Origin of the sequence: Microbacterium sp. SORGH_AS_0428, from assembly GCF_031453615.1 — a bacterium.
In the GTDB taxonomy this organism is placed as follows: Bacteria; Actinomycetota; Actinomycetes; order Actinomycetales; family Microbacteriaceae; genus Microbacterium.
In genome coordinates this window covers 2,950,622-2,974,571 of sequence record NZ_JAVIZT010000001.1, presented here as the reverse complement: position 1 = coordinate 2,974,571, position 23,950 = coordinate 2,950,622, and the positions used below count along the sequence as shown (strand labels likewise).

Genomic DNA, 23,950 nt, shown 5'->3' with positions numbered 1-23,950 from the left:
GGTGAGGAGATGGAGTGAACGAGGTGCTTCACGGCGCACGTCTGCTGCTCAGCGGATTCGGCTGGTTCACGCGACGCCCGGGCCTGATGTTCCTCGGCCTCCTGCCCGCGCTCATCGTGAGCGCCGGCCTCTCGGTGGCGCTCGTAGCACTCGCAACGGCCCTGGCCCCGCTCACGGATGCCGTCACCCCGTTCGCCGACGATTGGCCTGCGGTGTGGACCATCGCATTGCGCGTCGCGCTCGGCGTCGCGGTCTTCGCCGGCGCACTCCTGCTGGCGGCCACCACGTTCACCGCACTGACCCTGATCGTCGGCGAACCGTTCTACGACCGGATCTGGCGCAGCGTCGAGATCGCCGATTCGGGCGTCGTCCCCGAACAGGATCCGGGCTGGCGGGCGGCCTTCGCCGACGCGACCGGCCTCATCGTGCGCGGCGCGCTCGCGGCCGCGCTCGCTTTCGTGCTCGGGTTCATCCCGCTGATCGGCGGCGTGGTCGGCACGGTGACCGGCGTCCTGCTGTCGGGGTGGATCCTCGCGGACGAGCTCTCGGGGCGGGCGCTGACGGCGCGCGGAATCGATCGCCGCGCTCGGCGCCGCCTGCTGCGAGCGGCCCGCGGCCGGGCGCTCGGCTTCGGCATCATGACGCAGCTGTGCTTCCTCATCCCGCTCGGAGCGGTGTTCACGATGCCCGCGGCCGTGGTGGGCGCGACCCGCCTCGCGGCGAGCGTGTCGCCGACCGAGGAGTAGACCCGCTCAGGGATGCGGATGCGGTCGGTCTGAACGCAGGCGACCCGGTACTCTGGAGGGAGTCTTCCGAAGGAGTGCCATGTACATCGTGTCCCTGCTGCTGTTCCTGCTCGGGATGTTCGCGTTCGGCATCTCGTTCTCGGTGCCCGGCTTCCAGGCCGTCATCTTCGTCGCCGGCATCCTGCTCATCTCTGCCGCCATGGCGCTGCCCATCCACGTGCGGGCCCGCGCGAAGTGAGTCCGCTCAGGCCCGTCCACCGGGAGGGCCGATCACGATCAGCACGGTGAAGGCCACCGCGACAGCGGCGGCGATCACGATCGCCGAAAGAACCGGCCGACGCAGCACGGAGCGCAGCACACGGTCGTGCCATGCCGCATCCCGCGGGTCGGACCCGGCTTGCAGACGCCATTCGCCTCGCAGCCGAGCGGTGCGCGAGAGCCAGAGCTCGACGGGCAGCGTCGCGTAGGGCACGACCGCACTGACGAGCGCCAGCGCGGTCACCCCGCCGCGCCACCGCTGGTTCTTGGCGACCAGGATCACCGTCGCCCCGTACGACAGGAAGACGAACCCGTGAATGCCGCCGCCGATGGTCACGGCGGGCGCGAAACCCGTCACTGCCCGCACGATCAGCCCTCCGATGAGCAGCGTCCACGAGATCATCTCGGCGATGGCAAGGGTGCGGAACAGGGCGTAGGGCGTGCGGAACACGGGAGACTCCGGGATTTGATCGACGCGCTCGGGTCGGCGCTCTCCGCAGCCTAGACCGAAAATCTTCAGTCTTGCTGAAGGATCTCTCCGAACGGCTGCTCGTGCAGTCCCTGCAGCGCGGAGGAGAGAGCGGGAACACCCGCACCGAACACCTCGTCGAGTGCGGCGAGTCGCGCGTCCGCCTCGGCGAGAGCCGCCGCGCCCTTCGTCGTCACACGCAGATCGGATGCGGCGCCCGCGTGCGCGGTGGCGTCCTCGACCAACCCTTCGCCGGCGAGCGTCTTGACCGCGGTGTGCGCCGTCTGCACCGTGATCTGGGAGCGGCGGGCGAGTTCGGAGAACGAGATGCCGGGCGTCGCCTGCACGTGGGCGAGAAGACCGTACTTGCGGGTCGTGAGCCCGAGGTCCTTCAGTGCCGTGTTCAAACGCGCATCCCAGACGGCCGACACCGTCAGGAGCGCGATGACCGGACTGAACGGCGGGCGCTGCCCGGTGGGCTGCGGCGCCCCGTGCGTCTTGTCGGCCATCTGACCATCGTATCCGTCGACACTCCACCGCGGCCGGTACCGTGAAGGGATGGAGTTCCGGTTCGACGCGCTGCGACGCTGGCCCGACGTCGAATCCCCCGATCTCGTCGCGGTCGATGCCGCCGACCGGCTCCTGCTCGACGAGTCCTCCGCCTGGCGGACCGCGATGAGCGCGGATGACATCGCGGTCATCGGCGACGAGTACGGCGCGCTCGCACTGGGCACGGCGGCCGCATCCTCCGGCGTCGTGCGGGTGCATCAGGACGCACTCACCGGCGAGCAGGCCCTCGCCGCCAACGCGGCACGACTGGGCCTCACGGACCGCTACCGGCCGATGGAGCTGACGGGGGCACTCGTGGCGGGCGCACGGCTGGTCCTTCTCCGGCTCCCCCGCTCGCTCGATGCGTTGGCGGATGCCGCCGCCCTGATCGCCGCGCACGCGGCACCGGATGTCGTCGTGTTCGCCGGCGGACGCATCAAGCACATGTCCACGGCGATGAACGAGGTTCTCCGCCGTTTCTTCGGGACGCTCGATGTCACGCACGCACGGCAGAAGTCGCGCGTCCTGATCGCGCGGGATCCTCTGCACGGACACGATCCCGAGCCGCGGCGCGCGGTCCACGACGGCATCACCGTGTGCGCGTTCGGAGGCGCGTTCGCGGGCACGGCGATCGACATCGGCACCCGGTTCCTGCTGACGCACCTTCCGGTGCGCCTTCCCGAGGGCGGCCCCCTCGTCGATCTCGCGTGCGGGACGGGCGTCGTCGCCGCATTCCTCGCGCTGCGGCATCCCGATCGCGCGGTCTACGCCTCCGATCGCTCCGCCGCGGCGGTCGCATCGGCGCGGGCCACGGCCGAGGCGAACGGGGTGGCCGACCGCATCCGCGTCGTGCGGGACGACCGCCTCAGCGCTCTCCCGGACGCCAGCGTTCCCTTCATCGCCCTCAACCCGCCGTTCCACTCCGGCGCCGCGGTCACGACGGATCTCGCCGCCGGCCTGTTCCAGGATGCGACGCGGACGCTGCGCCCGGGCGGCGAGCTGTGGACGGTGTGGAACTCGGCCCTGCGCTACCGCCCGGCCCTCGAGCGTCTCGTCGGCCCGACGCGGCAGGTCGCCCGCAACGCGAAGTTCACCGTCACGGTCTCCACCCGCCCCTGACGTCCGCCTCCCGGGGCCCCGGCCCACGTTCCCCTGTCACAGATCGAGCCCCCGGCGTCGATCTGCGGCAGGCGAACGGCTGCCGCCCCGGCTCGCCTGTCACAGATCGAGCCCGCGGCGTGGATCTGTGACAGGCGAACCGGGTCTGGGCGCGCTCAGATCACGGTCCGAAGGCGGCGCCGTGCGGAGGACCGCGACCGGAAGCCGGTCAGCGGCCAAGGGACTCGCGGACGATCTCCGCGATCCGCGGCGGCACGGTCTCGTCCTGCAGCGACGTCGTGTCGCCCAGCGGCCGTCCGTCGACGAGGTCCACGAGCAGGCGGCGCATGATCTTGCCGCTGCGCGTCTTCGGGAGATCAGGCACCGTGAAGACGTACGTCGGCTGCGCCACCGGGCCGATCGCGGTTCGCACGTGCCGACGGAGCGCCGCCGGATCCTCCGCATTCGTGACGAACGCGGCGATGGCCTGCCCGGTGACGTCATCGGCGACGCCCACGACCGCGGCCTCCCCCACCGCGGGATGCGCGACGAGTGCGGACTCGATCTCGATCGTCGACAGCCGGTGACCCGAGACGTTGATCACGTCGTCCACGCGGCCCAGCACCCAGAGGTCGCCGTCTGCGTCGAGCTTCGCACCGTCGCCCGCGAGGAAGTAGCCGTGCGCGGCGAAGCGCTTCCAGTACGAGTCCCGGTACCGCTCGGGGTTGCCCCAGACCGTGCGCGACATCCCCGGCCAGGTGCCGTCGACGACGAGCAATCCGCCACCGCCGGGGCCCACATCGGCGCCGTCGGCATCGACGACCCGCACGCGCAGCCCCGGGAGTGCCGTGAGCGCCGACCCGGGCTTGAGGGTGGAGACGCCCGGCAGCGGAGCCGCGATCGCGCCGCCGGTCTCGGACTGCCACCACGTATCGACGATCGGCGTCTCGCCGCGACCGAGGTGGCGGTGGAACCAGATCCACGCCTCGGGGTTGATCGCCTCACCCACGGTGCCCAGCAGCCGCAGCGAGGACAGTTCGTAGCGGGCCGGCGGACCATCGGGGAACCTGCTCATGAGCGATCGGATGAGGGTGGGCGCCGTGTAGTACGTCGTCACCGCATAACGTTCCAGGATCTGGAAGTGCCTCTCCCAGTCCGGGGTGTCGGGCGTGCCCTCGTAGAGGACGCTCGTGACACCGTTGAGCAGGGGTCCGTACGTCTCGTAGCTGTGCGCCGTCACCCAGGCGAGGTCTGCGGTGCACCAGTACACGTCGGTCTCGGGCTTCGCATCGAACACCGCCCAGTACGTCCAGGCCACATGCGTCAGCCAGCCGCCGGTCGTGTGCACGAGCCCCTTGGGCTTTCCGGTGGTTCCGCTCGTGTAGATGATGAACAGCGGGGTCTCGGCGTCGAAGTACTCCGGCTCATGCGTGTCCGGAGCGATGTCGACCGTCTCGTGCCACCAGAGGTCGCGTCCCTCGGTCCAGGCGACGTCATCGCCCGTGCGGCGGATGACGAGCACGTGCTCGATCGAGGCGACACCGGCGACCGCCGCATCCGCCTGGTGCTTGACGGGCACGGCCGCTCCGCGGCGGAACTGGCCGTCGGTCGTGACGAGCAGCTTCGCGCCGGTGTCTTCGATCCGGAAGCGCACGGCTTCCGCGGAGAAGCCGCCGAACACGAGCGAGTGGATGGCGCCGATGCGCGCCACGGCGAGCTGGATGATCACCGTCTCCACCAGCACGGGGAGATAGACCACGACCCGGTCGCCCTTGCCGACGCCCATCGCGGTCAGCGCGTTCGCCGCCTTCGCCACCTCACGCTGCAGTCGGGCGTACGTGATCGTGCGCCGGTCACCGGGCTCGCCCTCGAAGTGGAAGGCGACCCGGTCGCCGTGCCCGGCGGCCACGTGCCGGTCCACCGCGTTGACCGAGGCGTTCAGGCGGCCGCCGACGAACCACTCCGCGGTGGGGATGCTCTCGCCGTCCGTGGGTTCCCAGCGGTGAGCGGTCTGCCAGGGCTCTGCCCAGTCGAGGATCTCGGACCGGTGCGCCCAGAAGGTCTCGGGATCCCGATCCGCGCGCTCGATCCACTCGCGACGGATCCACTCCTCGGTCACGTTCGCGCGCTCCGCGAAGTCGACCGGCGGCGCGAAGGTGCGGCGCTCCTCGAGCAGGCTGCGGATGGTGTCGTCGTGTGCGGATGCGGGAGTGGGCGTGCTCATACGTCTTCCGGGTCGGTGGAGATCCCAGCATCCCGCGCACCTCGTGACCGGCAAATTCGGGTGACGCTTCGTGACGCGATCCAGCGGGCCTACGCTGAGCGCATGACTGCGAAGCGCGTCGTCGCCCCGCCGCTGGTGCCGGGCAGCACACCGAAGGGCCCGGCGTCCTACTTCCCCAGCATCGAGAAGACCTACGGCCGTCCGATGCAGGAGTGGCTGGACATCGTCGTGGCGCGACTGGGAGCGGGCGAGACCCACATGGCCGTCGTGTCGGAACTCAAGAGTGCCTACGCGATGGGGCACGGCCACGCCAATGCGATCGTCGCCTACGCCAAGGCCGAACTCGCGAAGTAGCCGACCTCAGGAGTCTTGGCCGCTGCCGTCGATGACGGACTCGGCACCGTCCGACTGTGGATCGTCGGGCTCGGCCGCGGTGGTCGTGTCCGGCTCGGGACCGGGGGTGACGCCGGGGCGTCCATCAGGTTTCGACATCGTCAGCCTCCGGAGGGGTTGTCGACGGGCGCCCCGTCGTCGTCGGTCGTGATGTCTTCGCCCGCATCCTGCTCGACGGGCGAGACGTCGGCTCGATCGTCCTCGTGGTCCGGACCGGGATGGTTCTGCGTGTGGTTGCTCATACGTCCCAGTACACGCGTGTCGGTTCGCCAGGCCGACGGGGTTGACACCCCCGCGTGTCCCCCGTCAGTCGCGAGGATCGCTCGGTCGCACCGGCGCATCCTCGGCGATGTCGATGCGGGTCACGCCGTCGTGCTCCGAGACAACGATGCGGGGCTTCGCGTCCTCTTCCGTGGCGTTCGGCGCGCTCGTCAGCTGGTCGTGCCGCTTCTCTTCGTCGCTCATTCCCATACGGGCACTGTACGAAGCGCAGTACGCGAGAGGTCAGGGCTTGACGCGAGCACCCGATGCCGGGCGGGGATGCGGGACTCGTCGAGACGGCTGCTGGCGAACCCCGTGAGACCGCGAGCCGGCCGTCCAGAACGGCAGACGAACGGATCCTCGTCAGGCGTCCGAGTCGGCGGATGGCACACGGCGTAGCGTGGCGAGGGATCAGCCCCCACGGATCGGAGCTCGGCATGACGGACGCGCCGCAGACCGCCGCGCGTCTGGCGCCACCCCCGAGCGGGACCGGATGCGCGGAGTGCCTCGCATCCGGATCCTGGTGGCTACATCTGCGCCGCTGCATCACCTGCGGCCATATCGGATGCTGCGAGGTGTCGCCGAACCATCATGCCGAGCGTCACTTCGAACTCACCGGACACCGATTCGTGCAGAGCTTCGAGCCGCACGAGAGCTGGTGGTGGGACTACCTCGAGGAGCGGGAAGTCGACGGCGAGCAGCTCCCTGAGCCGACGAGCCATCCCGCGTCGCAGAGCGTTCCCGGACCCTCCGGCCGCGTACCGGCGAACTGGGAGTCGATCATCCTGGACGAGTGAACGCCTGCCCGCTCACGTCCGGTCCGTGAGCTCGTCTTCGGATGCATGCGCTCGGCCGTCCTGCGCATCGCCGGGTGCACGAAGGGCATCGGCGACCCGGCGGAAGAAGACATCCGCGGTGGAGCCCGGTGCGGCATCGAAGACCGTGACCATGTGCCCCTGAAGCTCGGGAACGAAGAAATCCCGCACCGAGATCGAGAGCTGTCCGATCCCCTCGATCGCGGCGGTGATCTCCGAGGGACGCGGCAGGGTGACCTCCTGCAGATTCCAGAAGCGGAGGAAATCCGCATCCGCACTCAACCTGCGCAGGATGGCGCCATAGCGTGCGGACGTCTCGTCACCGGAGTAGCGGAAGAGCGCGACGGCGTCTCGGGCCTGCGATTCCCAGGTCTCCAGCCGCTCCCTCCCCGATGCGTTGAAGGTCTCCTCGAGGACGTTCGCACCGGGCCCGAACCGGCCGTCGGTGATCGCGATCATGAGGTCGTTCGCGACCACGACGTCGAGGTTCGCGTCGGAGATGTAAGCCGGGATACCCGGCCACCACCGCAGGATCGCCTCGATCTCCGCGCGCGGGCGCTCGAAAGAGGCGACCCGACGCGGCGCGGCATGTCCCGCGAGACGGTGCAGGTAGTCGGACTCCGCGGCGCCGAGCCGCAACGCCCGCGCGAGCCCGGCCAGCACCTGCATCGACGGAGCGCTCCCACGGCCCTGCTCGAGTCGCAGGTAGTACTCGCTGCTGACGCCCGCGAGGGCCGCGACCTCATCGCGACGCAGCCCCGGCACACGCCGTCCGATCTGACGTTCCAGCCCCACCTGCTCGGGCTGGCGCTCCTCCCGTCGCGCTCGGAGGAATCCGCCCAGCGTCGTGCGCAGGGCGAGGTCAGGCCGGGACGATTCATCCATCGGAATCAAAGCTAGCTCGATGTGTTCGCGGAAACATCGTCCGCTCACACGCGACCGGGGCACGTTGACGGAGCGGAACCCGACGGATATGTTGTCATACACAACATATGAGGAGACGGCATGACGCCGGCACTGCAGGATGCTCTCGATGACCTGGCCCGGCTCGCGGAGGACGACGCCGATCTGCGCGCGCTTCTGGCGCACGACTGGCTTCGGTACCGGACCTCGCCGGCACTGCAGAAACTGACGCGGGATGCGCACGCGACGTGCGCGCGCTTCAACCTGCTCTATGACACCGCACCCGACGAGGCTCGAGCGCTGTTCGCCGAACTCGTGCCCGGCGCGGGCGCGGGCATCGACGTGCGCCCTCCGGTCATGATCGACTACGGCGCCCGACTGACGATCGGCGATCGCACGTTCATCAACGCGGACTTCATGGTGATCGGCGGCGGGGCGGTCACGATCGGGGCCGACTGCCTCATCGGCCCGCGGTGCAGCATCTACACCCCGAATCACGCCGAGGACATCGAACGCCGGCTCGCCGGATGGGAGCTTCCCCAGCCTGTGAGCATCGGCTCCAACGTCTGGCTGGGCGGATCGGTGACGCTCACGCCCGGCGTGACGATCGGCGACAACAGCATCATCGGGGCGGGCTCCGTCGTCACCCGCGACATCCCCGCGAACGTCCTCGCCGCCGGCAACCCCGCGCGGGTGCTTCGCCCCATCCGCGCGTCGGAGGACTCCGTCTGAGCCGCACACGACACACCGGGAACGCAGAAGGGGCGGACGATGAGCGTCCACCCCTTCCAGGCCTGTCGATCAGCGGCCGGCATCCTTGCGCGGCTTGAGGAACAGCTCAGGCTCGCGCTTCTCGCGCTTCGCTGCTCGCTTCTCCTTGATCGACAACTGCGGGGCCTTCTTGGCACCCCGCGTGTTCGGCGTCTTCTTGGACATGTGGACTCGCTTCCCCTGAATGGCTGGCGGATGACCTTCGACCATAGCCCGCTTCCGAGGGAAGTCAAATTAACGCTGGCCGGGACTTTTTTGCGCAGACGGGTGAGGGCGGAGAATCGTCGCACCAACGAGAGGACCCCCGCCTGAGCGCTCGTGGGAGCGCCCCGCGGGGGCCTTCTCGGTGCGGCACGGCCGCGGAATCAGACGGGGCTCAGAAGTCCCAGTCCTCATCCTCGGTGGCCTCCGCCTTGCCGATGACGTAGGAGGAGCCCGACCCCGAGAAGAAGTCGTGGTTCTCGTCCGCGTTGGGCGAGAGCGCCGACAGGATCGCCGGGTTCACGTTCGTGACCGTCGAGGGGAACATGGCCTCGAACCCGAGGTTCATGAGTGCCTTGTTCGCGTTGTAGTGCAGGAACTTCTTGACGTCCTCGGTGAGGCCGACGGCGTCGTAGAGATCCTGCGTGTACTGCACCTCGTTGTCATAGAGCTCGTAGAGCAGCGAGAACGTGTAGTCCTTGATCTCGTCGCGCTCGGCCTGCGTGATCAGCTCCATGCCCTTCTGGAACTTGTAGCCGATGTAGTAGCCGTGCACCGCCTCGTCGCGGATGATGAGGCGGATGATGTCGGCCGTGTTCGTGAGCTTCGCTTTGGCCGACCAGTGCAGCGGCAGGTAGAAGCCCGAGTAGAAAAGGAACGACTCGAGCAGGGTCGAGGCGACCTTGCGCTTGAGGGGCTCGTCGCCACGGTAGTAGTCCATGACGATGTGCGCCTTCTTCTGAAGGTTCTCGTTCTCGACCGACCACCGGAACGCGTCGTCGATCTCGGGCGTCGACGCGAGGGTCGAGAAGATCGACGAGTAGCTCTTGGCGTGCACCGACTCCATGAACGCGATGTTGGTGTACACCGCCTCCTCGTGCGGGGTCAGCGCATCCGGGATGAGCGAGACCGCACCGACCGTGCCCTGGATCGTGTCGAGCAGGGTGAGGCCGGTGAACACGCGCATCGTGAGCGTCTGCTCGTCGGGCGTCAGCGTGTTCCACGACTGGATGTCGTTGGACAGCGGCACCTTCTCGGGCAGCCAGAAGTTGTTCACGAGGCGGTTCCACACCTCGAGGTCCTTGTCGTCCTGGATGCGGTTCCAGTTGATCGCCTGGACGTGGTCGATCAGCTTCAGCTTCTCGGGGGTCATGTCGGTGTCCTTGCAGAGATCGGTCGTTGAGCGAGCGGAGCGAGTCGAGACGCGGTGCGCGTCAGAGCATGCAGCTGACGCACTCGGACATGTCGGTGCCCTCGAGCGCCATCTGCCGCAGGCGGATGTAGTAGATCGTCTTGATGCCCTTGCGCCAGGCGTAGATCTGCGCCTTGTTGATGTCGCGTGTGGTGGCGGTGTCCTTGAAGAACAGCGTGAGCGACAGGCCCTGGTCGACGTGCTGGGTCGCGGCGGCGTACGTGTCGATGACCTTCTCGTAGCCGATCTCGTACGCGTCCTGGTAGTACTCCAGGTTGTCGTTCGTCATGAACGGCGCCGGGTAGTAGACGCGTCCGAGCTTGCCTTCCTTGCGGATCTCGATCTTCGACGCGATCGGGTGGATCGACGAGGTCGAGTTGTTGATGTACGAGATCGAGCCGGTCGGCGGAACCGCCTGCAGGTTCTGGTTGTAGATGCCGTGCTTCTGGATCGACGCCTTCAGCTCCGCCCAGTCGCCCTGGGTGGGGATGTGGTGTCCGGCGAACAGCTCCTTGACCTTCTCCGTCTGCGGCACCCACTCCTGCTCGAGGTACTTGTCGAAGAACGCACCCGATGCGTACGTGGAGTCCTCGAAGCCGTCGAACGCGTGACCGCGCTCGATCGCGAGCGCGTTGGAGGCGCGCAGCGCGTGGAACAGCACCGTGTAGAAGTAGATGTTCGTGAAGTCCAGGCCCTCTTCGGAGCCGTAGTGCACGTGCTCGCGCGCCAGGTACCCGTGCAGGTTCATCTGGCCCAGGCCGATCGCGTGGGACCGGTCGTTGCCGTCCTCGATCGAGCGCACCGAGCGGATGTGGCTCTGGTCGCTGACCGCGCTCAGGGCACGGATCGCTGCCTCGACCGTCTCACCGAGGTCCCCGCCGTCCATCGCCAGGGCGATGTTCATGGAGCCCAGGTTGCACGAGATGTCCTTGCCGATCTGGTCGTACGAGAGATCCTCGTTGAACGTCGTCGGCGTGTTCACCTGCAGGATCTCGCTGCAGAGGTTGGACATGTTGATGCGACCCTTGATCGGGTTCGCCCGGTTCACCGTGTCCTCGAACATGATGTACGGGTAGCCGGACTCGAACTGGATCTCTGCGAGCGTCTGGAAGAAGTCGCGCGCGTTGATCTTCGTCTTCTTGATGCGCGGGTCGTCGACCATCTCGCGGTACTTCTCGGTGACCGAGATGTCGCCGAAGGGCACGCCGTAGACCTTCTCCACGTCGTACGGCGAGAACAGGTACATGTCCTCGCCGTTCTTGGCGAGCTCGAAGGTGATGTCGGGAACGACGACACCGAGCGAGAGCGTCTTGATGCGGATCTTCTCGTCGGCGTTCTCACGCTTCGTGTCGAGGAAGCGCATGATGTCGGGGTGGTGCGCCGAGAGGTAGACGGCACCGGCACCCTGACGCGCACCGAGCTGGTTGGCGTAGCTGAAGCTGTCTTCGAGCAGCTTCATGACGGGGATGATTCCGCTGGACTGGTTCTCGATCTGCTTGATCGGTGCACCCGACTCGCGGATGTTGGACAGCAGCAGCGCCACGCCGCCGCCGCGCTTGGAAAGCTGCAGCGCGGAGTTGATGCCGCGGGCGATCGACTCCATGTTGTCTTCGATGCGCAGCAGGAAGCACGAGACGAGCTCACCGCGCTGCGCCTTGCCCGCGTTGAGGAAGGTGGGCGTGGCCGGCTGGAAGCGACCGGAGATGATCTCGTCGACAAGCTGCACGGCGAGCTTCTGGTCGCCGTCGGCGAGCGCGAGGGCGGTCATGACGACGCGGTCCTCGAAGCGCTCGAGGTAACGCTTGCCGTCGAACGTCTTGAGCGTGTAGCTCGTGTAGTACTTGAAGGCGCCGAGGAAGGTCTCGAAGCGGAACTTCTTGCCGTAGGCACGGTCGTTGAGCTCCTGGATGAACTCGTGGGGGTACTTCGCGAGCACACCGGGCTCGTAGTACTCCTTCTCGACCAGGTAGTCGAGACGCTCCTTGAGCGAGTGGAAGAACACCGTGTTCTGGTTCACGTGCTGCAGGAAGTACTCCCGCGCGGCACGCTTGTCGGCGTCGAACTGGATCTGCCCGTTCGCGTCGTACAGATTGAGCATCGCGTTCAGGGCGTGATAGTCCAGTCCCTCGAAACGCGCCTCGGTCTTGAAGCTCAAGTCCTTCAGTGCTGCTTCCACCATCGTTCCAATCCTTCGCCGATGCGCTCGACGTCCTCTGGCGTGCCGAACAATTCGAACCGATCCAAGTGCGGCACACGACACTTTCGGCTGATGATCTCTCCGGCGAGCCCGTAGTGCTCGCCGAAGTTGGTGTTGCCCGCGGCGATCACGCCGCGAAGCAGGGACCGGTTGGCCTCGTCGTTGAGGAACCGGATCACCTGCTTGGGAACCGCGCCCCGCTCCTCGCCCCTTCCCTGACCGCCCCCGTAGGTGGGCGTGATCAGGACGAAGGGTTCGTCGATGAGAGGGGTCGGATCCGTGGGCCGCAAGGGGATCCGCACGGCCCGCATCCCGAGCTTCTCGATGAAACGCGCGGTGTTACCCGAGACGCTCGAGAAGTAGACGAGGAGCGGAGCCGACGGGGCGGGCTCACGGAGGGGGTGGGCAACCGCGCCGACCTGGTCTGCGACAGCGGTTGCCATCGGTCAGGCCAGGCGCGCGGCCAGCTCGTCGATCTTGTCGGGACGGAAGCCCGACCAGTGGTCCTCGTCGGTGATCACGACGGGAGCCTGCAGGTAGCCGAGGGCCTTGACCTGCTCGAGAGCCGCAGGGTCCTGCGAGACGTCGAGGACCTCGTACTCGATGCCCTTCGAATCCAGTGCACGGTAGGTGGCATTGCACTGCACGCACGCCGGCTTGGTGTAGACGGTGATCGCCATTTCGACCTCTTTCTCCCCTCGGACGGACCTGTTCCCAGCACTTCTCGTCGCCGGGACCTCAATACTACATATGGGTACGGACATCGGATAGCACCACAAGGGGTAGTAGTTACATCCGTGTGATTTTCGCGACGCTCTCCCCAGATACAACACAGGTTGTCCACCGTTTCATCCACAGCCGCGGCGCGTCGCGCGACCTGAAAAAACCCTGAATCGCGGGCGAATCCCGGATGAACGGCGAAACCATCCACACCGGTGACCCGCGACCCGGATCCCCCGCGGTGGATAACCGCGTGCGGCGTGTCGCGGCGTGTCGCGCCCCTCATCCGCCCGGCAGCCGAAGCGCCCGCCGGGATATCCTGAAGGGATGGCCGGATACCAGGAATTGCTGCGCACCCCGGGGGTGGCGCGCATCATCGCCGCACAGCTCACGGCGCGCTTCCCGAACGGGATGACGAGCCTGGCGATCCTGCTGCACGTCGAGCACGTGACGGGTTCCTACGGCTACGCGGGCCTCGTTCTCGCGGCCTCATCCGTGGGGCAGGCGGTCTCCGGCCCCGTCACCAGCCGATGGATGGGCCGTTGGGGGATGCGGCGCGTGCTGAGTCTGACGATGATCGTCTGCGCGCTGGCGATCCTCGCCATCGGACTGCTCGATCTCCCCGTCGCCGGCTTCATGGCGTTCGGGCTCATCGCGGGGCTCTCCACCCCGCCGGTGCAGTCCGCCGTGCGCACCATCTATCCCAAGATGGTCAACTCCCGTCAGCTCACTCCGCTCTACTCGCTGGACGCGTCGCTGCAGGAGATCATCTGGATCATCGCACCGGTGGTCATCACCTTCATCGCGACGCAGATCGGCACGTGGGAGGCGCTCGTGCTGATCGCCGTCATCCTCGTCGGCGGCGGAACGTGGTTCATCCTCTCCCCCGAGGTCGGCCGGGTGCGCATCCCCCGCAGCAAGCGCCGCTTCGGCAAGGTGCTCACTCGTCCCACCGTGCTGCTGGCCACCGTCATCGGGTTCCTCCTCATCGGCGCCTGTTCCGCCGTCGAGGCGGGCGTCGTCGCGACCTTCGACCACGGCGGACTCGAGGCGGGCATCGTGCTCGCCGTGTTCTCGATCGGCAGCCTCGCCGGCGGCCTCTCGTTCGGACACGTCCCCATGGGACCCTGGGCGATGGCGCGACGCATGGGAATCGTCGCCGTCGGCCTCGTGCTGACCATGTTCTCGCTCGACATCTGGTGGCTCTCGGGCACCCTGTTCCTCGCCGGGATCGGCATCGCCCCCGCCCTCGCGGTGCTGTTCGCGATCACCTCCGTCAGCGTCAAGTTCTCCGACACCGCCGAGGCTTACGGGTGGATCGGCACCGGTCAGCTGATCGGCGCCGCGGCGGGCTCGGCCGTCGCTGGCTTCCTCATCGACGCGGTCGAGGCCCCGGGCGCCTTCATCGCGGCCGCGGGCTTCGCCGCCGCCGGCGCGATCGTCGCCATCGTGTGCGTGGGCGCCTTCCCGGATCTGCGGCACCGCGACCCGAGCCCCATCCCCGATACGGAACCCACGCCGATCATCACCTGAGCGCCGTTCGGCTCCGCGCACCGCCATAGGACGACGCAGACGGGCGAACGGGGCGGAAGGCGTTCTACGCTCGTAGACATGCCCGCATCCGTCGCGCTTCCCACACTCGCGTGGGGCTCCCCCGCATCCGCTCACCACGCCCTCCTCGTGCACGGGCTGGGATCGTCCGGCGCTCTGATGTGGCGCTTCGGAACAGCCCTGGCCGAGGCGGGCTGGCATGCCGTCGCCGTCGACCTGCGCGGTCACGGCCTGGCACCGCGAGCCCTCGACTACACGATCGCCGCCTACGCCGCCGACGTGAGCCGGACCGTTCCCGCATCCGGCGGCGCCTGGGACCTCGTCATCGGTCACTCGCTGGGCGGCGCGTCCGCCACCCTCGCTTCGGCGGAGCATCCCGAGTGGACGAAGCGGCTCGTCCTCGTCGATCCCGCGCTGTACCTCCTACCGACCGACCGCGCGGTCGTCGAGCGCAGCCAGCAGGATGCATTCGACTCGCCCACGATCGAAGAGGTGCGCGCAGCTCACCCCCATTGGCATCCGCAGGACGTCGAGCTGAAGGCACAGGCGGCCCAGCTCGCGAGCCCCTGGGCGGTGGAGCAGACGCTGGAGCAGAACCCCGACTGGGATGTGACGGATGCGGCCGCGCGCCTCACGGTGCCCACCCACGTGATCGCGTCCGACCCCGCCGTCTACAGCCTGTTCACGGGACCACGCGCCGACGCGGTGCTCGCCGGAAACGCCCGCATCACGCGCTCGATCGTGGCCGGGGCCGGCCACTCGCCCCATCGCGATCGCCCGGAGGCCACCGTGGCTGTGCTGCAGGAGGCGCTGGCATGACCTTCGATCCGAACGCCTACCTTCCCGATGACCTGATCGAACGCATCCGCGGGCGCGCAGCGGACACCGATCGCGAGAACGTCTTCCCGGAGCAGGATCTCGCCGAGCTGCGAGCGGCCGGCTATCTCGGCATCCTCGTGCCCGCCGATCGAGGGGGCGCGGGGCTGACGCTTGCCGAGGCATCGATCCTGCAGCAGCGGCTGGCGACGGCTGCGCCCGCGACCGCTCTGGCCGTCAACATGCACCTCGTATGGACAGGGGTGGCCAAGGTGCTGCGCGAGCGGGGAATCGACGATCTCGCGTTCGTTCAGACCGGCGCTGCGGCAGGCGACGTGTTCGCCTTCGGTATCAGCGAGGCGGGCAACGACCTCGTGCTCTTCGACAGCGCGACCGAGGCGGTCCCCCTCCCGGACGGCGGGTACACGTTCACCGGCACGAAGATCTTCACCTCGCTCGCCCCGGTGTGGACGCACCTCGGCGTGCACGGCCTGGACACCACGTCCCCCGACGCGCCCAAGCTGGTCTACGGCTTCGTGCCGCGCTCGGATGCGGTGCGCACCCGAGACGACTGGGACACGGTGGGGATGCGGGGAACACAGTCCCGCACCACGGAGCTCCACGGCGCCGTCGCCCCCGCCGAGCGCATCGTGCGGCGCGTGGCGCCCGGCCCCCAGCCCGATCCGATCGTGTTCGGCATCTTCAGCGTCTTCGAGATCCTGCTCGCCTCCGTCTACACCGGCATCGGTCGACGCGCGCTGGATGTCGCCGTCGAGACGGCCGCGCGGCGGCGCTCGCGCAAGACGGGGCTGGCGTACAGCCAGGACCCCGACATCCGGTGGCGGGTGGCGGAGATGGCGCTGACGTACGACGCACTCGTCCCCCAGATCGCCGCGCTCGCTCACGACGTGGATACCGGCGTGGATCACGGGCCCCGATGGTTCTCGCTGCTGTCCGGGCTCAAGCACCGGGCAGCACTGGGCGCGAAGCGGATCGTCGACGAGGCGATTCTCGTCGCCGGCGGCTCGTCCTACTTCTCCTCCAGCGAGCTGGGCCGCCTGTACCGCGACGTCCTCGCCGGTCAGTTCCATCCTTCCGACCCGGAGTCCGCGCACGCGACCGTCGCTGCCGCGTGGCTCGGACCGCTCCAGCAGGGAGAGTCCGAATGAGCGCCGTGGGTCGTGTCCTTCTCGGCGACGGCCTGGAGGTCAGTGCACTCGGCTACGGCGGGATGAGCCTCAGCGACGTGTACGGGCCGGTCGACGACGCGACAGCGCTCGCGACGCTGACGCACGCGGTGGATGCGGGACTCACGTTCGTCGACACCGCCAACATCTACGGCGCGGGCCGCAGTGAGCGCACGATCGCACGGCTGCTCGCCACGCGGCGCGACGAGATCACCCTGGCGACCAAGTTCGGCATCTCGGGCGGCGCGATCGGCTCGCGCGGCATCCGTGGCGACGCCGCCTATGTGCGCGAGCAGATCGATCAGAGCCTCTCCCGGCTCGGCACCGATCACGTCGACCTCTACTACCAGCACCGCGTCGATCCGCACGTTCCCATCGAGGAGACGGTCGGCGCGATGTCGGAGCTCGTGACCGCGGGCAAGGTTCTCCACATCGGGCTGTCGGAGGCGACCGCGGACGAGATCCGCCGCGCTCACGCCGTGCATCCGGTCGCCGCCGTGCAGACCGAGTGGAGTGTCGTCAGCCGCGACGTGGAGAAGTCCGTGGTGCCGACGGCGGCCGAACTCGGGATCGGCTTCGTGCCGTACTCGCCGCTCAGCCGCGCCTGGTTGACGGATGGCTTCTCCCCCGCCGCCATCGGATCCGGTGACGGCCGACCGCGGTTCCCGAGGTTCTCGTCCGAGAACCTCGCCGCCAATGCGGGACTCCGAGCCGATTACCTCTCCCTCGCGCACCGGCGGGGCCTGACGGGTGCGCAGCTCGCGCTCGGCTGGCTGTTCACGCGTGCGGCGCAGTTCGGAGTGACCGCAGCGCCCATCCCCGGCTCCCGCTTCGCGGGGCACGTGGACGAGTGGCTCCCCGCATCCGGGCTCATCCTCGACGCGGAGACCATGTCGGCCGTGGAGCCGTTTGCGGCGGCGATCAGCGGCAATCGCAGTTTCGATGTCGAGTGGACGAGTCAGCGCGGGGATCTGGCCAGCTGATCGACCCGATCACTTTCCGGCGAAGTCGAACGCGCGCAGCAACTCCGCGACGGCGCGCTCCCGGTCCTCGCCGCCCTCCTCGAACATGTGGGCGACGTGGGTGCGCAGGTGGTTCTCCAGCAGAAGACGGTTCAACGACTCCAATGAGCGCTGGATCGCCCGCGATTGCGTGATGATGTCCATGCAGTACTCCTCGGACTCGATCATCTTGGTCACCCCGCGCAGCTGCCCTTCCAGGATGCTCGTGCGGTGCAGGGCGCGCTTCTTGATGTCGTCGATCACGCTGACAGAGTACGCCGTGGAAGGATGACGAAATGCCCCGCACACCGACAGCACTGCTGAGCGACGCCGATCGAGAGCGGTTGCGCGGGCTGCGGTTGATGAAGGGGATCGCGCTCGGCGCCCTCATCGTGCTCGCTGTCGTCTTCGTGATCGCCTTCGCTCTGCAGAGCCGGTATCCGTGGCTCTCGTACGTGCGTGCGGCGGCGGAGGGCGGAATGGTCGGAGCGCTCGCGGACTGGTTCGCGGTGACCGCGCTGTTCCGGCGGCCGCTCGGGCTTCCCATCCCGCACACCGCGATCATCCCGACCCGCAAGGACGAGATCGGACGCACGCTCGGCGAATTCGTCGAGACGAACTTCCTCGCCGCTCCCGTCATCCGCGGCAAGCTCGAGTCCTTCTCGCTCTCAGCCCGTCTCGGCGCCTGGCTGTCGCAGCCGGCACATGCCGAGCGGGTCGCCTCCGAGGGGGCGACGATCGCCACGAACGTCATCGAGGCGCTCAGTGACGACGACGTCCAGCAGTTGCTGGGCGACCTCGCCCGCGAGCATCTGGTCGTGCCCGAGTGGGGCCCGCCGCTCGGCGGCTGGCTCGAGCGCATGGTCGACTCGGGCGCGCACCACGGCGCGGTGGATCTCGCGGCTGACAGCATGGCCACGTGGCTGCGAGCCAACCGTGCGGCCTTCACGGGCCTCATCTCCCGTCGTCTTCCCTCGTGGGTCCCGTCGATGGTGCACACGCTCATCGACGAAGCCGCGTACCACGAGGCGGTCAAGTTCGTCGCCGCCGTCCGCGCCGATCCGGACCATCCCGCGCGGCACGCGGTGGACGGATACCTCGCGCGCCTCGCGGACAACCTGCAGCACGATCCCGCGACGATCGGACGATTCGAAGACGCCAAGACGACCGTGTTCGACTCACCGCGCGTCCGTGAACTCGCCGGTGAAGCGTGGCGCACGGCCAAGAACGGCCTCACGCGCGGTCTCCGCGACCCGGAGAGCGGACTGCGCAGGCGCTTGGTCGAAACGCTGACGGACGTCGGTCGTCGTCTCGAGGGGGATGAGACCCTGCGCGCCCGCGTCGACGGCTGGGTGACGGATGCGGCGGTGTTCGTCATCGAGCGGTACCGGCACGACATCGCCTCCGTCATCACCGACACCGTGGAGCGCTGGGATCCCGAAGAGACCACCGAGAAGATCGAGCTCATGGTCGGCCGTGATCTGCAGTACATTCGCCTCAACGGCACGATCGTGGGCTCTCTCGCGGGTCTGACGATCTATGCGATCGCGCACGCGGTCTTCGGAGCCTAGGGGGGCAGGATGAGCACCACCGCGACGTCCGAGCGACTCTTCTCGTACGGCACGCTCCTTCTCCCCCAGGTGCAGCTCGACGTCTTCGGCCGGCGGATCGATTCGACGAAGGACGTGCTCGCCGGGTACCACGTGCAGTACACAGAAATCGATGACACGCGTGTCGTGGCGCTCTCTGGCCTCGCCACGCACCCTGTCCTGCGCCGCACCGGGAACACGAGCGACAAGGTCACCGGACGCGTGCTGGCGCTGACCCTCGACGAGCTCGACGCCGCCGACGAGTACGAGGTCTCGTTGTACACGCGGGTGGCCGTCGTGCTCCAGAGCGGACGCGATGCCTGGGCGTACGTGGGATAGGAGGCGGAAACATGCTCGCTCTCGTCCTGGTGCGCCACGCCAAGTCCGACTGGGGCACGGCCGGCCTCAGCGACCACGAACGCCCGCTGAACGACCGCGGTCAACGCGATGCTCCCCTGATGGCCGCAGCCCTGGCGAGAACGGGCTTCCGCCCTGATCGCCTGCTCAGCAGCACGGCCCTGCGCGCCCGCACGACAGCGGAGTCGTTCGCAACGGCTCTCGACGTCCCGCTCGAGACCATGTCCGAGCTGTACGGAGCGAGCGTGCGGGAGCTCTGGGATGCGGCGGCCGCGACAGGAGGACGCAGCGTGCTCATCGTCGCCCACGATCCCGGCCTGAGCGAGCTTGCGTCCGAACTGGCGGGGCGCGATGTGGACATGACGACATGCGCCGTGGCCACGTTTCCCATCCCTGGCGATCAGTGGCCTTCGACACCGCCCGTCGTCGACGAATGGAGCCTGCACGCGCCTCGTTAGGCGGCGTCGACCTTCACGACGGTCCCCCGAGTGAGAGCCACCAGCTCAGCGAAGGTCAGCGGGAACACCGTGTGCGGCGTACCGCCGGCCGCCCAGATCCGGTCGTACTGAGCGAGGTCCTCGTCGACGACGGTGACCACCGGTGCAGGGTGGCCGGTCGGCGCCACTCCCCCGATCGCCTGCCCCGTCGCAGAGCGGACCTGCTCCACCGTGGCGCGGACGATCGACGACCGACCCAGTCGCGCCGCGAGAGCGATCGTGTCGACACGATGAGCACCGCTGGTCATGACCAGCAGAGGCTCTCCGTCAGACCAGAACACCAGGCTGTTGGCGATCGCGCCGACATCGACCCCCAGTGCGGATGCGGCAAGTGCGGCCGTCGAGGCCGCATCGGGCAGCACCACGATCTCACCCTGGATGCCGGCCGAACGTAGAGCATCGTGCACGAGCCGACTGCGAGGGTGAAGACCTGACGTCATAGCGACAAGCGTATGAGACCTGGCAGGAAAGCCTGCAGAAACGCGAAAGGGCCACCCAGCGTTGGGTGGCCCTTTCTAAAAGGAGTCCGGCGGTGTCCTACTCTCCCACAGGGTCCCCCCTGCAGTACCATCGGCGCTGAGAGGCTTAGCTTCCGGGTTCGGAATGGGACCGGGCGTTTCCCTCTCGCTATGGCCGCCGAAACACTATTGATGTTTCAAGTCATGCACACAACAAAAGAATGTTGTCTGCGGTTCTCGACCGTACATCGAGAACCACTCAGTGGACGCGAACAGCTTCAGTTCAAACGAAGTGTTATCAAGTCATCGGCTTATTAGTACCAGTCAGCTACACGCATTACTGCGCTTCCACATCTGGCCTATCAACCCAGTAGTCTGGCTGGGAGCCTCTCACCCGAAGGTATGGAAGTCTCATCTTGAGGCCGGCTTCCCGCTTAGATGCTTTCAGCGGTTATCCATCCCGAACGTAGCTAATCAGCGGTGCTCCTGGCGGAACAACTGACACACCAGAGGTTCGTCCAACCCGGTCCTCTCGTACTAGGGTCAGATCCTCTCAAACTTCCTACGCGCGCAGCGGATAGGGACCGAACTGTCTCACGACGTTCTAAACCCAGCTCGCGTACCGCTTTAATGGGCGAACAGCCCAACCCTTGGGACCTACTCCAGCCCCAGGATGCGACGAGCCGACATCGAGGTGCCAAACCATGCCGTCGATATGGACTCTTGGGCAAGATCAGCCTGTTATCCCCGAGGTACCTTTTATCCGTTGAGCGACAGCGCTTCCACAAGCCACTGCCGGATCACTAGTCCCGACTTTCGTCCCTGCTCGACCTGTCAGTCTCACAGTCAAGCTCCCTTGTGCACTTACACTCGCCACCTGATTGCCAACCAGGTTGAGGGAACCTTTGGGCGCCTCCGTTACTTTTTGGGAGGCAACCGCCCCAGTTAAACTACCCACCAGGCACTGTCCCTGAACCGGATTACGGTTCGAAGTTAGATATCCAGAGTGACCAGAGTGGTATTTCAACAATGACTCCACAAACACTGGCGTGTCTGCTTCACAGTCTCCCACCTATCCTACACAAGCCACACCGAACACCAATACCAAGCTGTAGTAAAGGTCACGGGGTCTTTCCGTCCTGCTGCGCGTAACGAGCATCTTTACTCGTAATGCAATTTCGCCGAGTTCGCGGTTGAGACAGTTGGGAAGTCGTTACGCCATTCGTGCAGGTCGGAACTTACCCGACAAGGAATTTCGCTACCTTAGGATGGTTATAGTTACCACCGCCGTTTACTGGGGCTTAAATTCGCAGCTTCGCTTACGCTAACCGCTCCTCTTAACCTTCCAGCACCGGGCAGGCGTCAGTCCGTATACATCGTCTTGCGACTTGGCACGGACCTGTGTTTTTAGTAAACAGTCGCTACCCACTAGTCTCTGCGGCCACCACACCCTTTTCGGAGCAAGTCCGTATAAGTGGATGGCCCCCCTTCTCCCGAAGTTACGGGGGCATTTTGCCGAGTTCCTTAACCACGATTCTCTCGATCTCCTTGGTATTCTCTACCTGACCACCTGAGTCGGTTTGGGGTACGGGCAGCTAGAACCTCGCGTCGATGCTTTTCTCGGCAGCATAGGATCACCCACTTTTTATCCGCATCGTGTCTCAGCCGAACGAGTCGCGGATTTGCCTACGACTCAGCCTACGCACTTGCCCCGGGACAACCATCGCCCGGGTTGGGCTACCTTCCTGCGTCACACCTGTTAATACGCTAACCGCACCAGCATGGGGTCGAGCGTTCACCAAGACGGCATCACCCCGAAGGGATCCACACATTCCTGGCTAGGACTCTTAGCACCACTGGATTAGCTTGGGCGGTTCTTCGCCGGTACGGGAATATCAACCCGTTGTCCATCGACTACGCCTGTCGGCCTCGCCTTAGGTCCCGACTTACCCAGGGAAGATTAGCTTGACCCTGGAACCCTTGGTCTTTCGGAGGACGTGTTTCTCACACGTCTTTCGCTACTCATGCCTGCATTCTCACTCGTGTAGCCTCCACGGCTGGTTCACACCGCCGCTTCGCTGGCCACACGACGCTCTCCTACCCATCAACACGGCTGGACCACGAAGGCCTACCAATAATGTCAATGCCACAACTTCGGTGGCGTGCTTGAGCCCCGTTACATTGTCGGCGCGGAATCACTTGACCAGTGAGCTATTACGCACTCTTTCAAGGGTGGCTGCTTCTAAGCCAACCTCCTGGTTGTCACAGCAACTCCACATCCTTTCCCACTTAGCACGCGCTTAGGGACCTTAGTTGGTGGTCTGGGTTGTTTCCCTCTCGACTATGAAGCTTATCCCCCACAGTCTCACTGCTGCGCTCTCACTTACCGGCATTCGGAGTTTGGCTGACGTCAGTAACCTTGTAGGGCCCATCGGCCATCCAGTAGCTCTACCTCCGGCAAGAAACACGCAACGCTGCACCTAAATGCATTTCGGAGAGAACCAGCTATCACGAAGTTTGATTGGCCTTTCACCCCTATCCACAGCTCATCCCCTCAGTTTTCAACCTAAGTGGGTTCGGTCCTCCACGACGTCTTACCGTCGCTTCAACCTGGCCATGGATAGATCACTTCGCTTCGGGTCTAGGACACGCGACTGAATCGCCCTATTCAGACTCGCTTTCGCTACGGCTACCCCACACGGGTTAACCTCGCCACGTATCGCTAACTCGCAGGCTCATTCTTCAAAAGGCACGCTGTCACCCCTACTAAGGAGGCTCCAACGGTTTGTAAGCAAACGGTTTCAGGTACTATTTCACTCCCCTCCCGGGGTACTTTTCACCTTTCCCTCACGGTACTTGTCCGCTATCGGTCATCTGGGAGTATTTAGGCTTATCAGGTGGTCCTGACAGATTCACACGGGATTTCTCGGGCCCCGTGCTACTTGGGATACTCTCCACGCCAGAACACGCATTTCGACTACGGGGCTGGCACCCACTATGGCTGGCCTTTCAAGACCATTCGTCTATACGCTTCTGTCACGTCGATCACCCGGCAGGATGATCAAGAAAGTCCCACAACCCCCAACGTGCAACGCCTGCCGGCTATCACACACGCTAGGTTTAGCCTCTTCCGATTTCGCTCGCCACTACTCACGGAATCACGGTTGTTTTCTCTTCCTGTGGGTACTGAGATGTTTCACTTCCCCACGTTCCCTCTACCCGCCCTATATATTCAGGCGGGAGTCACTAGGTCGGCACGCCGCCCAGCGGGGTTTCCCCATTCGGACACCCTCGGATCAAAGTGTGCTTATCCACTCCCCGAGGCTTATCGCAGATTGCTACGTCCTTCTTCGGCTCCAGATGCCAAGGCATCCACCGTTTGCTCTTAAAGACTTGAAATCACATGAGTTTGAATCGTCAACTCGAAAATTGACTAAATGATCTAAAAAAGATCACCTGTGAAATGAATCCGAAGATTCATCTCTAAGATGCTCGCGTCCACTGTGTAGTTCTCAAAGTACGGGCGGTACCAACCCCCACTGCACAAGCAGCAGAAGAAGGCCCAGAGGTACAGCCGCAACCCCCAAAGGAGTCACACCCGGTCCCTCAGGACCCAACAGCGTGCATGCCCTCACCCAAGAACCCAGCTCCGTTCCAAACCCGAAGGTCGTACTAGAAACCAGACACTCACATGAGA

At 66.1% G+C, this 23,950-nt stretch carries 27 protein-coding genes and 2 rRNA genes; 13 read left to right on the top strand and 16 right to left on the bottom strand.

Annotation, left to right across the window (positions count from 1 at the left end; translation table 11 throughout):
* Positions 1-14: 14 nt before the first annotated feature.
* Together QE374_RS14535 and QE374_RS14530 are read left to right on the top strand one after the other, a co-directional pair.
* Positions 15-746, top strand: coding sequence for an EI24 domain-containing protein (locus tag QE374_RS14535; protein ID WP_309736011.1), 732 nt, complete (start codon positions 15-17; stop codon positions 744-746).
* Positions 747-825: 79 nt separating this feature from the next.
* Positions 826-984: a hypothetical protein gene (locus QE374_RS14530; RefSeq protein WP_161594070.1), complete on the top strand. Its 159-nt coding sequence runs from the start codon at positions 826-828 to the stop codon at positions 982-984.
* Between the two features lie 6 nt (positions 985-990).
* On the opposite strand, the gene QE374_RS14525 is transcribed toward QE374_RS14530, so the two are convergent.
* Both QE374_RS14525 and QE374_RS14520 read right to left on the bottom strand, forming a co-directional pair.
* On the bottom strand, positions 991-1,455 hold the full coding sequence (locus QE374_RS14525) for a DUF3817 domain-containing protein (protein ID WP_309736008.1): 465 nt from the start codon (positions 1,453-1,455) through the stop codon (positions 991-993).
* A 65-nt stretch (positions 1,456-1,520) separates the two neighbouring features.
* A complete protein-coding gene (locus tag QE374_RS14520; RefSeq protein ID WP_309736005.1) occupies positions 1,521-1,982 on the bottom strand; it encodes a helix-turn-helix domain-containing protein in 462 nt (153 codons plus the stop codon).
* Between the two features lie 49 nt (positions 1,983-2,031).
* Here QE374_RS14520 and QE374_RS14515 point away from each other — a divergent pair, with 49 nt between their 5' ends.
* A complete protein-coding gene (locus QE374_RS14515; RefSeq protein ID WP_309736004.1) occupies positions 2,032-3,141 on the top strand; it encodes a methyltransferase in 1,110 nt (369 codons plus the stop codon).
* Positions 3,142-3,349: 208 nt separating this feature from the next.
* Here the strand turns inward: QE374_RS14515 and acs are convergent, their stop codons facing one another.
* Complete coding sequence (gene acs / locus QE374_RS14510; RefSeq protein WP_309736002.1) at positions 3,350-5,344, bottom strand: acetate--CoA ligase; 1,995 nt, start codon at positions 5,342-5,344, stop codon at positions 3,350-3,352.
* A gap of 102 nt (positions 5,345-5,446) precedes the next feature.
* Here acs and QE374_RS14505 point away from each other — a divergent pair, with 102 nt between their 5' ends.
* Positions 5,447-5,698 carry a DUF4287 domain-containing protein gene (locus tag QE374_RS14505; RefSeq protein WP_309736000.1) on the top strand — a complete coding sequence of 84 codons (252 nt, stop codon included), beginning with the start codon at positions 5,447-5,449 and terminating at the stop codon, positions 5,696-5,698.
* A 6-nt stretch (positions 5,699-5,704) separates the two neighbouring features.
* Here QE374_RS14505 and QE374_RS14500 read toward each other — a convergent pair whose 3' ends face one another.
* The 3 genes from QE374_RS14500 to QE374_RS14490 all read right to left on the bottom strand — a co-directional run bounded on the left by QE374_RS14500 (position 5,705) and on the right by QE374_RS14490 (position 6,208).
* A complete protein-coding gene (locus tag QE374_RS14500; RefSeq protein WP_309735999.1) occupies positions 5,705-5,836 on the bottom strand; it encodes a hypothetical protein in 132 nt (43 codons plus the stop codon).
* Positions 5,837-5,838: 2 nt separating this feature from the next.
* Positions 5,839-5,979, bottom strand: a complete 141-nt coding sequence (locus QE374_RS14495) for a hypothetical protein (RefSeq protein WP_309735998.1) — start codon at positions 5,977-5,979, stop codon at positions 5,839-5,841.
* A gap of 64 nt (positions 5,980-6,043) precedes the next feature.
* Entirely contained in the window at positions 6,044-6,208 is a 165-nt protein-coding gene (locus QE374_RS14490; protein ID WP_309735997.1) for a hypothetical protein, read from the bottom strand.
* A 227-nt stretch (positions 6,209-6,435) separates the two neighbouring features.
* On the opposite strand from QE374_RS14490, the gene QE374_RS14485 reads away from it, so the two are divergent.
* Positions 6,436-6,795, top strand: coding sequence for a UBP-type zinc finger domain-containing protein (locus tag QE374_RS14485; protein ID WP_309735995.1), 360 nt, complete (start codon positions 6,436-6,438; stop codon positions 6,793-6,795).
* Positions 6,796-6,807: 12 nt separating this feature from the next.
* Here the strand turns inward: QE374_RS14485 and QE374_RS14480 are convergent, their stop codons facing one another.
* Positions 6,808-7,698, bottom strand: coding sequence for a helix-turn-helix domain-containing protein (locus QE374_RS14480; protein ID WP_309735994.1), 891 nt, complete (start codon positions 7,696-7,698; stop codon positions 6,808-6,810).
* Between the two features lie 120 nt (positions 7,699-7,818).
* Here QE374_RS14480 and QE374_RS14475 point away from each other — a divergent pair, with 120 nt between their 5' ends.
* On the top strand, positions 7,819-8,448 hold the full coding sequence (locus QE374_RS14475) for a sugar O-acetyltransferase (RefSeq protein ID WP_309735992.1): 630 nt from the start codon (positions 7,819-7,821) through the stop codon (positions 8,446-8,448).
* Positions 8,449-8,517: 69 nt separating this feature from the next.
* Here QE374_RS14475 and QE374_RS14470 read toward each other — a convergent pair whose 3' ends face one another.
* The 5 genes from QE374_RS14470 to nrdH all read right to left on the bottom strand — a co-directional run bounded on the left by QE374_RS14470 (position 8,518) and on the right by nrdH (position 12,757).
* Positions 8,518-8,652 carry a hypothetical protein gene (locus tag QE374_RS14470; protein ID WP_274285860.1) on the bottom strand — a complete coding sequence of 45 codons (135 nt, stop codon included), beginning with the start codon at positions 8,650-8,652 and terminating at the stop codon, positions 8,518-8,520.
* 211 nt (positions 8,653-8,863) lie between these two features.
* Positions 8,864-9,841, bottom strand: coding sequence for a class 1b ribonucleoside-diphosphate reductase subunit beta (gene nrdF / locus QE374_RS14465; protein ID WP_137417587.1), 978 nt, complete (start codon positions 9,839-9,841; stop codon positions 8,864-8,866).
* Between the two features lie 61 nt (positions 9,842-9,902).
* The gene (gene nrdE, locus QE374_RS14460; RefSeq protein WP_137417588.1) at positions 9,903-12,059 is read right to left on the bottom strand and encodes a class 1b ribonucleoside-diphosphate reductase subunit alpha; all 2,157 of its coding nucleotides are present in this window, start codon (positions 12,057-12,059) and stop codon (positions 9,903-9,905) included.
* Positions 12,041-12,520 carry a class Ib ribonucleoside-diphosphate reductase assembly flavoprotein NrdI gene (gene nrdI / locus QE374_RS14455; protein ID WP_309735989.1) on the bottom strand — a complete coding sequence of 160 codons (480 nt, stop codon included), beginning with the start codon at positions 12,518-12,520 and terminating at the stop codon, positions 12,041-12,043. Before nrdI ends, nrdE begins: the two co-directional genes overlap by 19 nt.
* A gap of 3 nt (positions 12,521-12,523) precedes the next feature.
* Positions 12,524-12,757 carry a glutaredoxin-like protein NrdH gene (gene nrdH, locus QE374_RS14450; protein WP_309735988.1) on the bottom strand — a complete coding sequence of 78 codons (234 nt, stop codon included), beginning with the start codon at positions 12,755-12,757 and terminating at the stop codon, positions 12,524-12,526.
* 367 nt (positions 12,758-13,124) lie between these two features.
* Here nrdH and QE374_RS14445 point away from each other — a divergent pair, with 367 nt between their 5' ends.
* The 4 genes from QE374_RS14445 (at position 13,125) to QE374_RS14430 (ending at position 17,334) form a co-directional block, all read left to right on the top strand.
* On the top strand, positions 13,125-14,330 hold the full coding sequence (locus tag QE374_RS14445; protein ID WP_309735987.1) for an MFS transporter: 1,206 nt from the start codon (positions 13,125-13,127) through the stop codon (positions 14,328-14,330).
* Between the two features lie 78 nt (positions 14,331-14,408).
* Positions 14,409-15,167: an alpha/beta hydrolase gene (locus tag QE374_RS14440; protein ID WP_309735985.1), complete on the top strand. Its 759-nt coding sequence runs from the start codon at positions 14,409-14,411 to the stop codon at positions 15,165-15,167.
* A complete protein-coding gene (locus tag QE374_RS14435) occupies positions 15,164-16,333 on the top strand; it encodes an acyl-CoA dehydrogenase family protein (RefSeq protein ID WP_309735984.1) in 1,170 nt (389 codons plus the stop codon). Before QE374_RS14440 ends, QE374_RS14435 begins: the two co-directional genes overlap by 4 nt.
* The gene (locus tag QE374_RS14430; protein ID WP_309735982.1) at positions 16,330-17,334 is read left to right on the top strand and encodes an aldo/keto reductase; all 1,005 of its coding nucleotides are present in this window, start codon (positions 16,330-16,332) and stop codon (positions 17,332-17,334) included. Before QE374_RS14435 ends, QE374_RS14430 begins: the two co-directional genes overlap by 4 nt.
* A gap of 9 nt (positions 17,335-17,343) precedes the next feature.
* Here QE374_RS14430 and QE374_RS14425 read toward each other — a convergent pair whose 3' ends face one another.
* Positions 17,344-17,616, bottom strand: coding sequence for a metal-sensitive transcriptional regulator (locus QE374_RS14425; RefSeq protein WP_309735981.1), 273 nt, complete (start codon positions 17,614-17,616; stop codon positions 17,344-17,346).
* Positions 17,617-17,648: 32 nt separating this feature from the next.
* Between QE374_RS14425 and QE374_RS14420 the strand changes: the two genes are divergently transcribed.
* The 3 genes from QE374_RS14420 to QE374_RS14410 are packed head-to-tail and all read left to right on the top strand — an operon-like array spanning position 17,649 to position 19,756.
* A complete protein-coding gene (locus QE374_RS14420) occupies positions 17,649-18,923 on the top strand; it encodes a DUF445 family protein (RefSeq protein WP_309735980.1) in 1,275 nt (424 codons plus the stop codon).
* A gap of 9 nt (positions 18,924-18,932) precedes the next feature.
* Positions 18,933-19,280 carry a gamma-glutamylcyclotransferase family protein gene (locus tag QE374_RS14415; protein WP_309735978.1) on the top strand — a complete coding sequence of 116 codons (348 nt, stop codon included), beginning with the start codon at positions 18,933-18,935 and terminating at the stop codon, positions 19,278-19,280.
* Positions 19,281-19,291: 11 nt separating this feature from the next.
* Positions 19,292-19,756 (top strand): histidine phosphatase family protein, encoded by a 465-nt coding sequence (locus tag QE374_RS14410; RefSeq protein ID WP_309735977.1) that lies wholly within the window; start codon positions 19,292-19,294, stop codon positions 19,754-19,756.
* On the opposite strand, the gene QE374_RS14405 is transcribed toward QE374_RS14410, so the two are convergent.
* The 3 genes from QE374_RS14405 to QE374_RS14395 all read right to left on the bottom strand — a co-directional run bounded on the left by QE374_RS14405 (position 19,753) and on the right by QE374_RS14395 (position 23,652).
* Entirely contained in the window at positions 19,753-20,235 is a 483-nt protein-coding gene (locus QE374_RS14405) for a YbaK/EbsC family protein (RefSeq protein WP_309735975.1), read from the bottom strand. The genes QE374_RS14410 and QE374_RS14405 overlap by 4 nt on opposite strands.
* Positions 20,236-20,319: 84 nt before the next feature.
* Positions 20,320-20,436 (bottom strand): 5S ribosomal RNA (gene rrf, locus QE374_RS14400).
* Positions 20,437-20,547: 111 nt separating this feature from the next.
* Positions 20,548-23,652, bottom strand: a 23S ribosomal RNA gene (locus QE374_RS14395).
* Between the last annotated feature and the right edge of the window lie 298 nt (positions 23,653-23,950).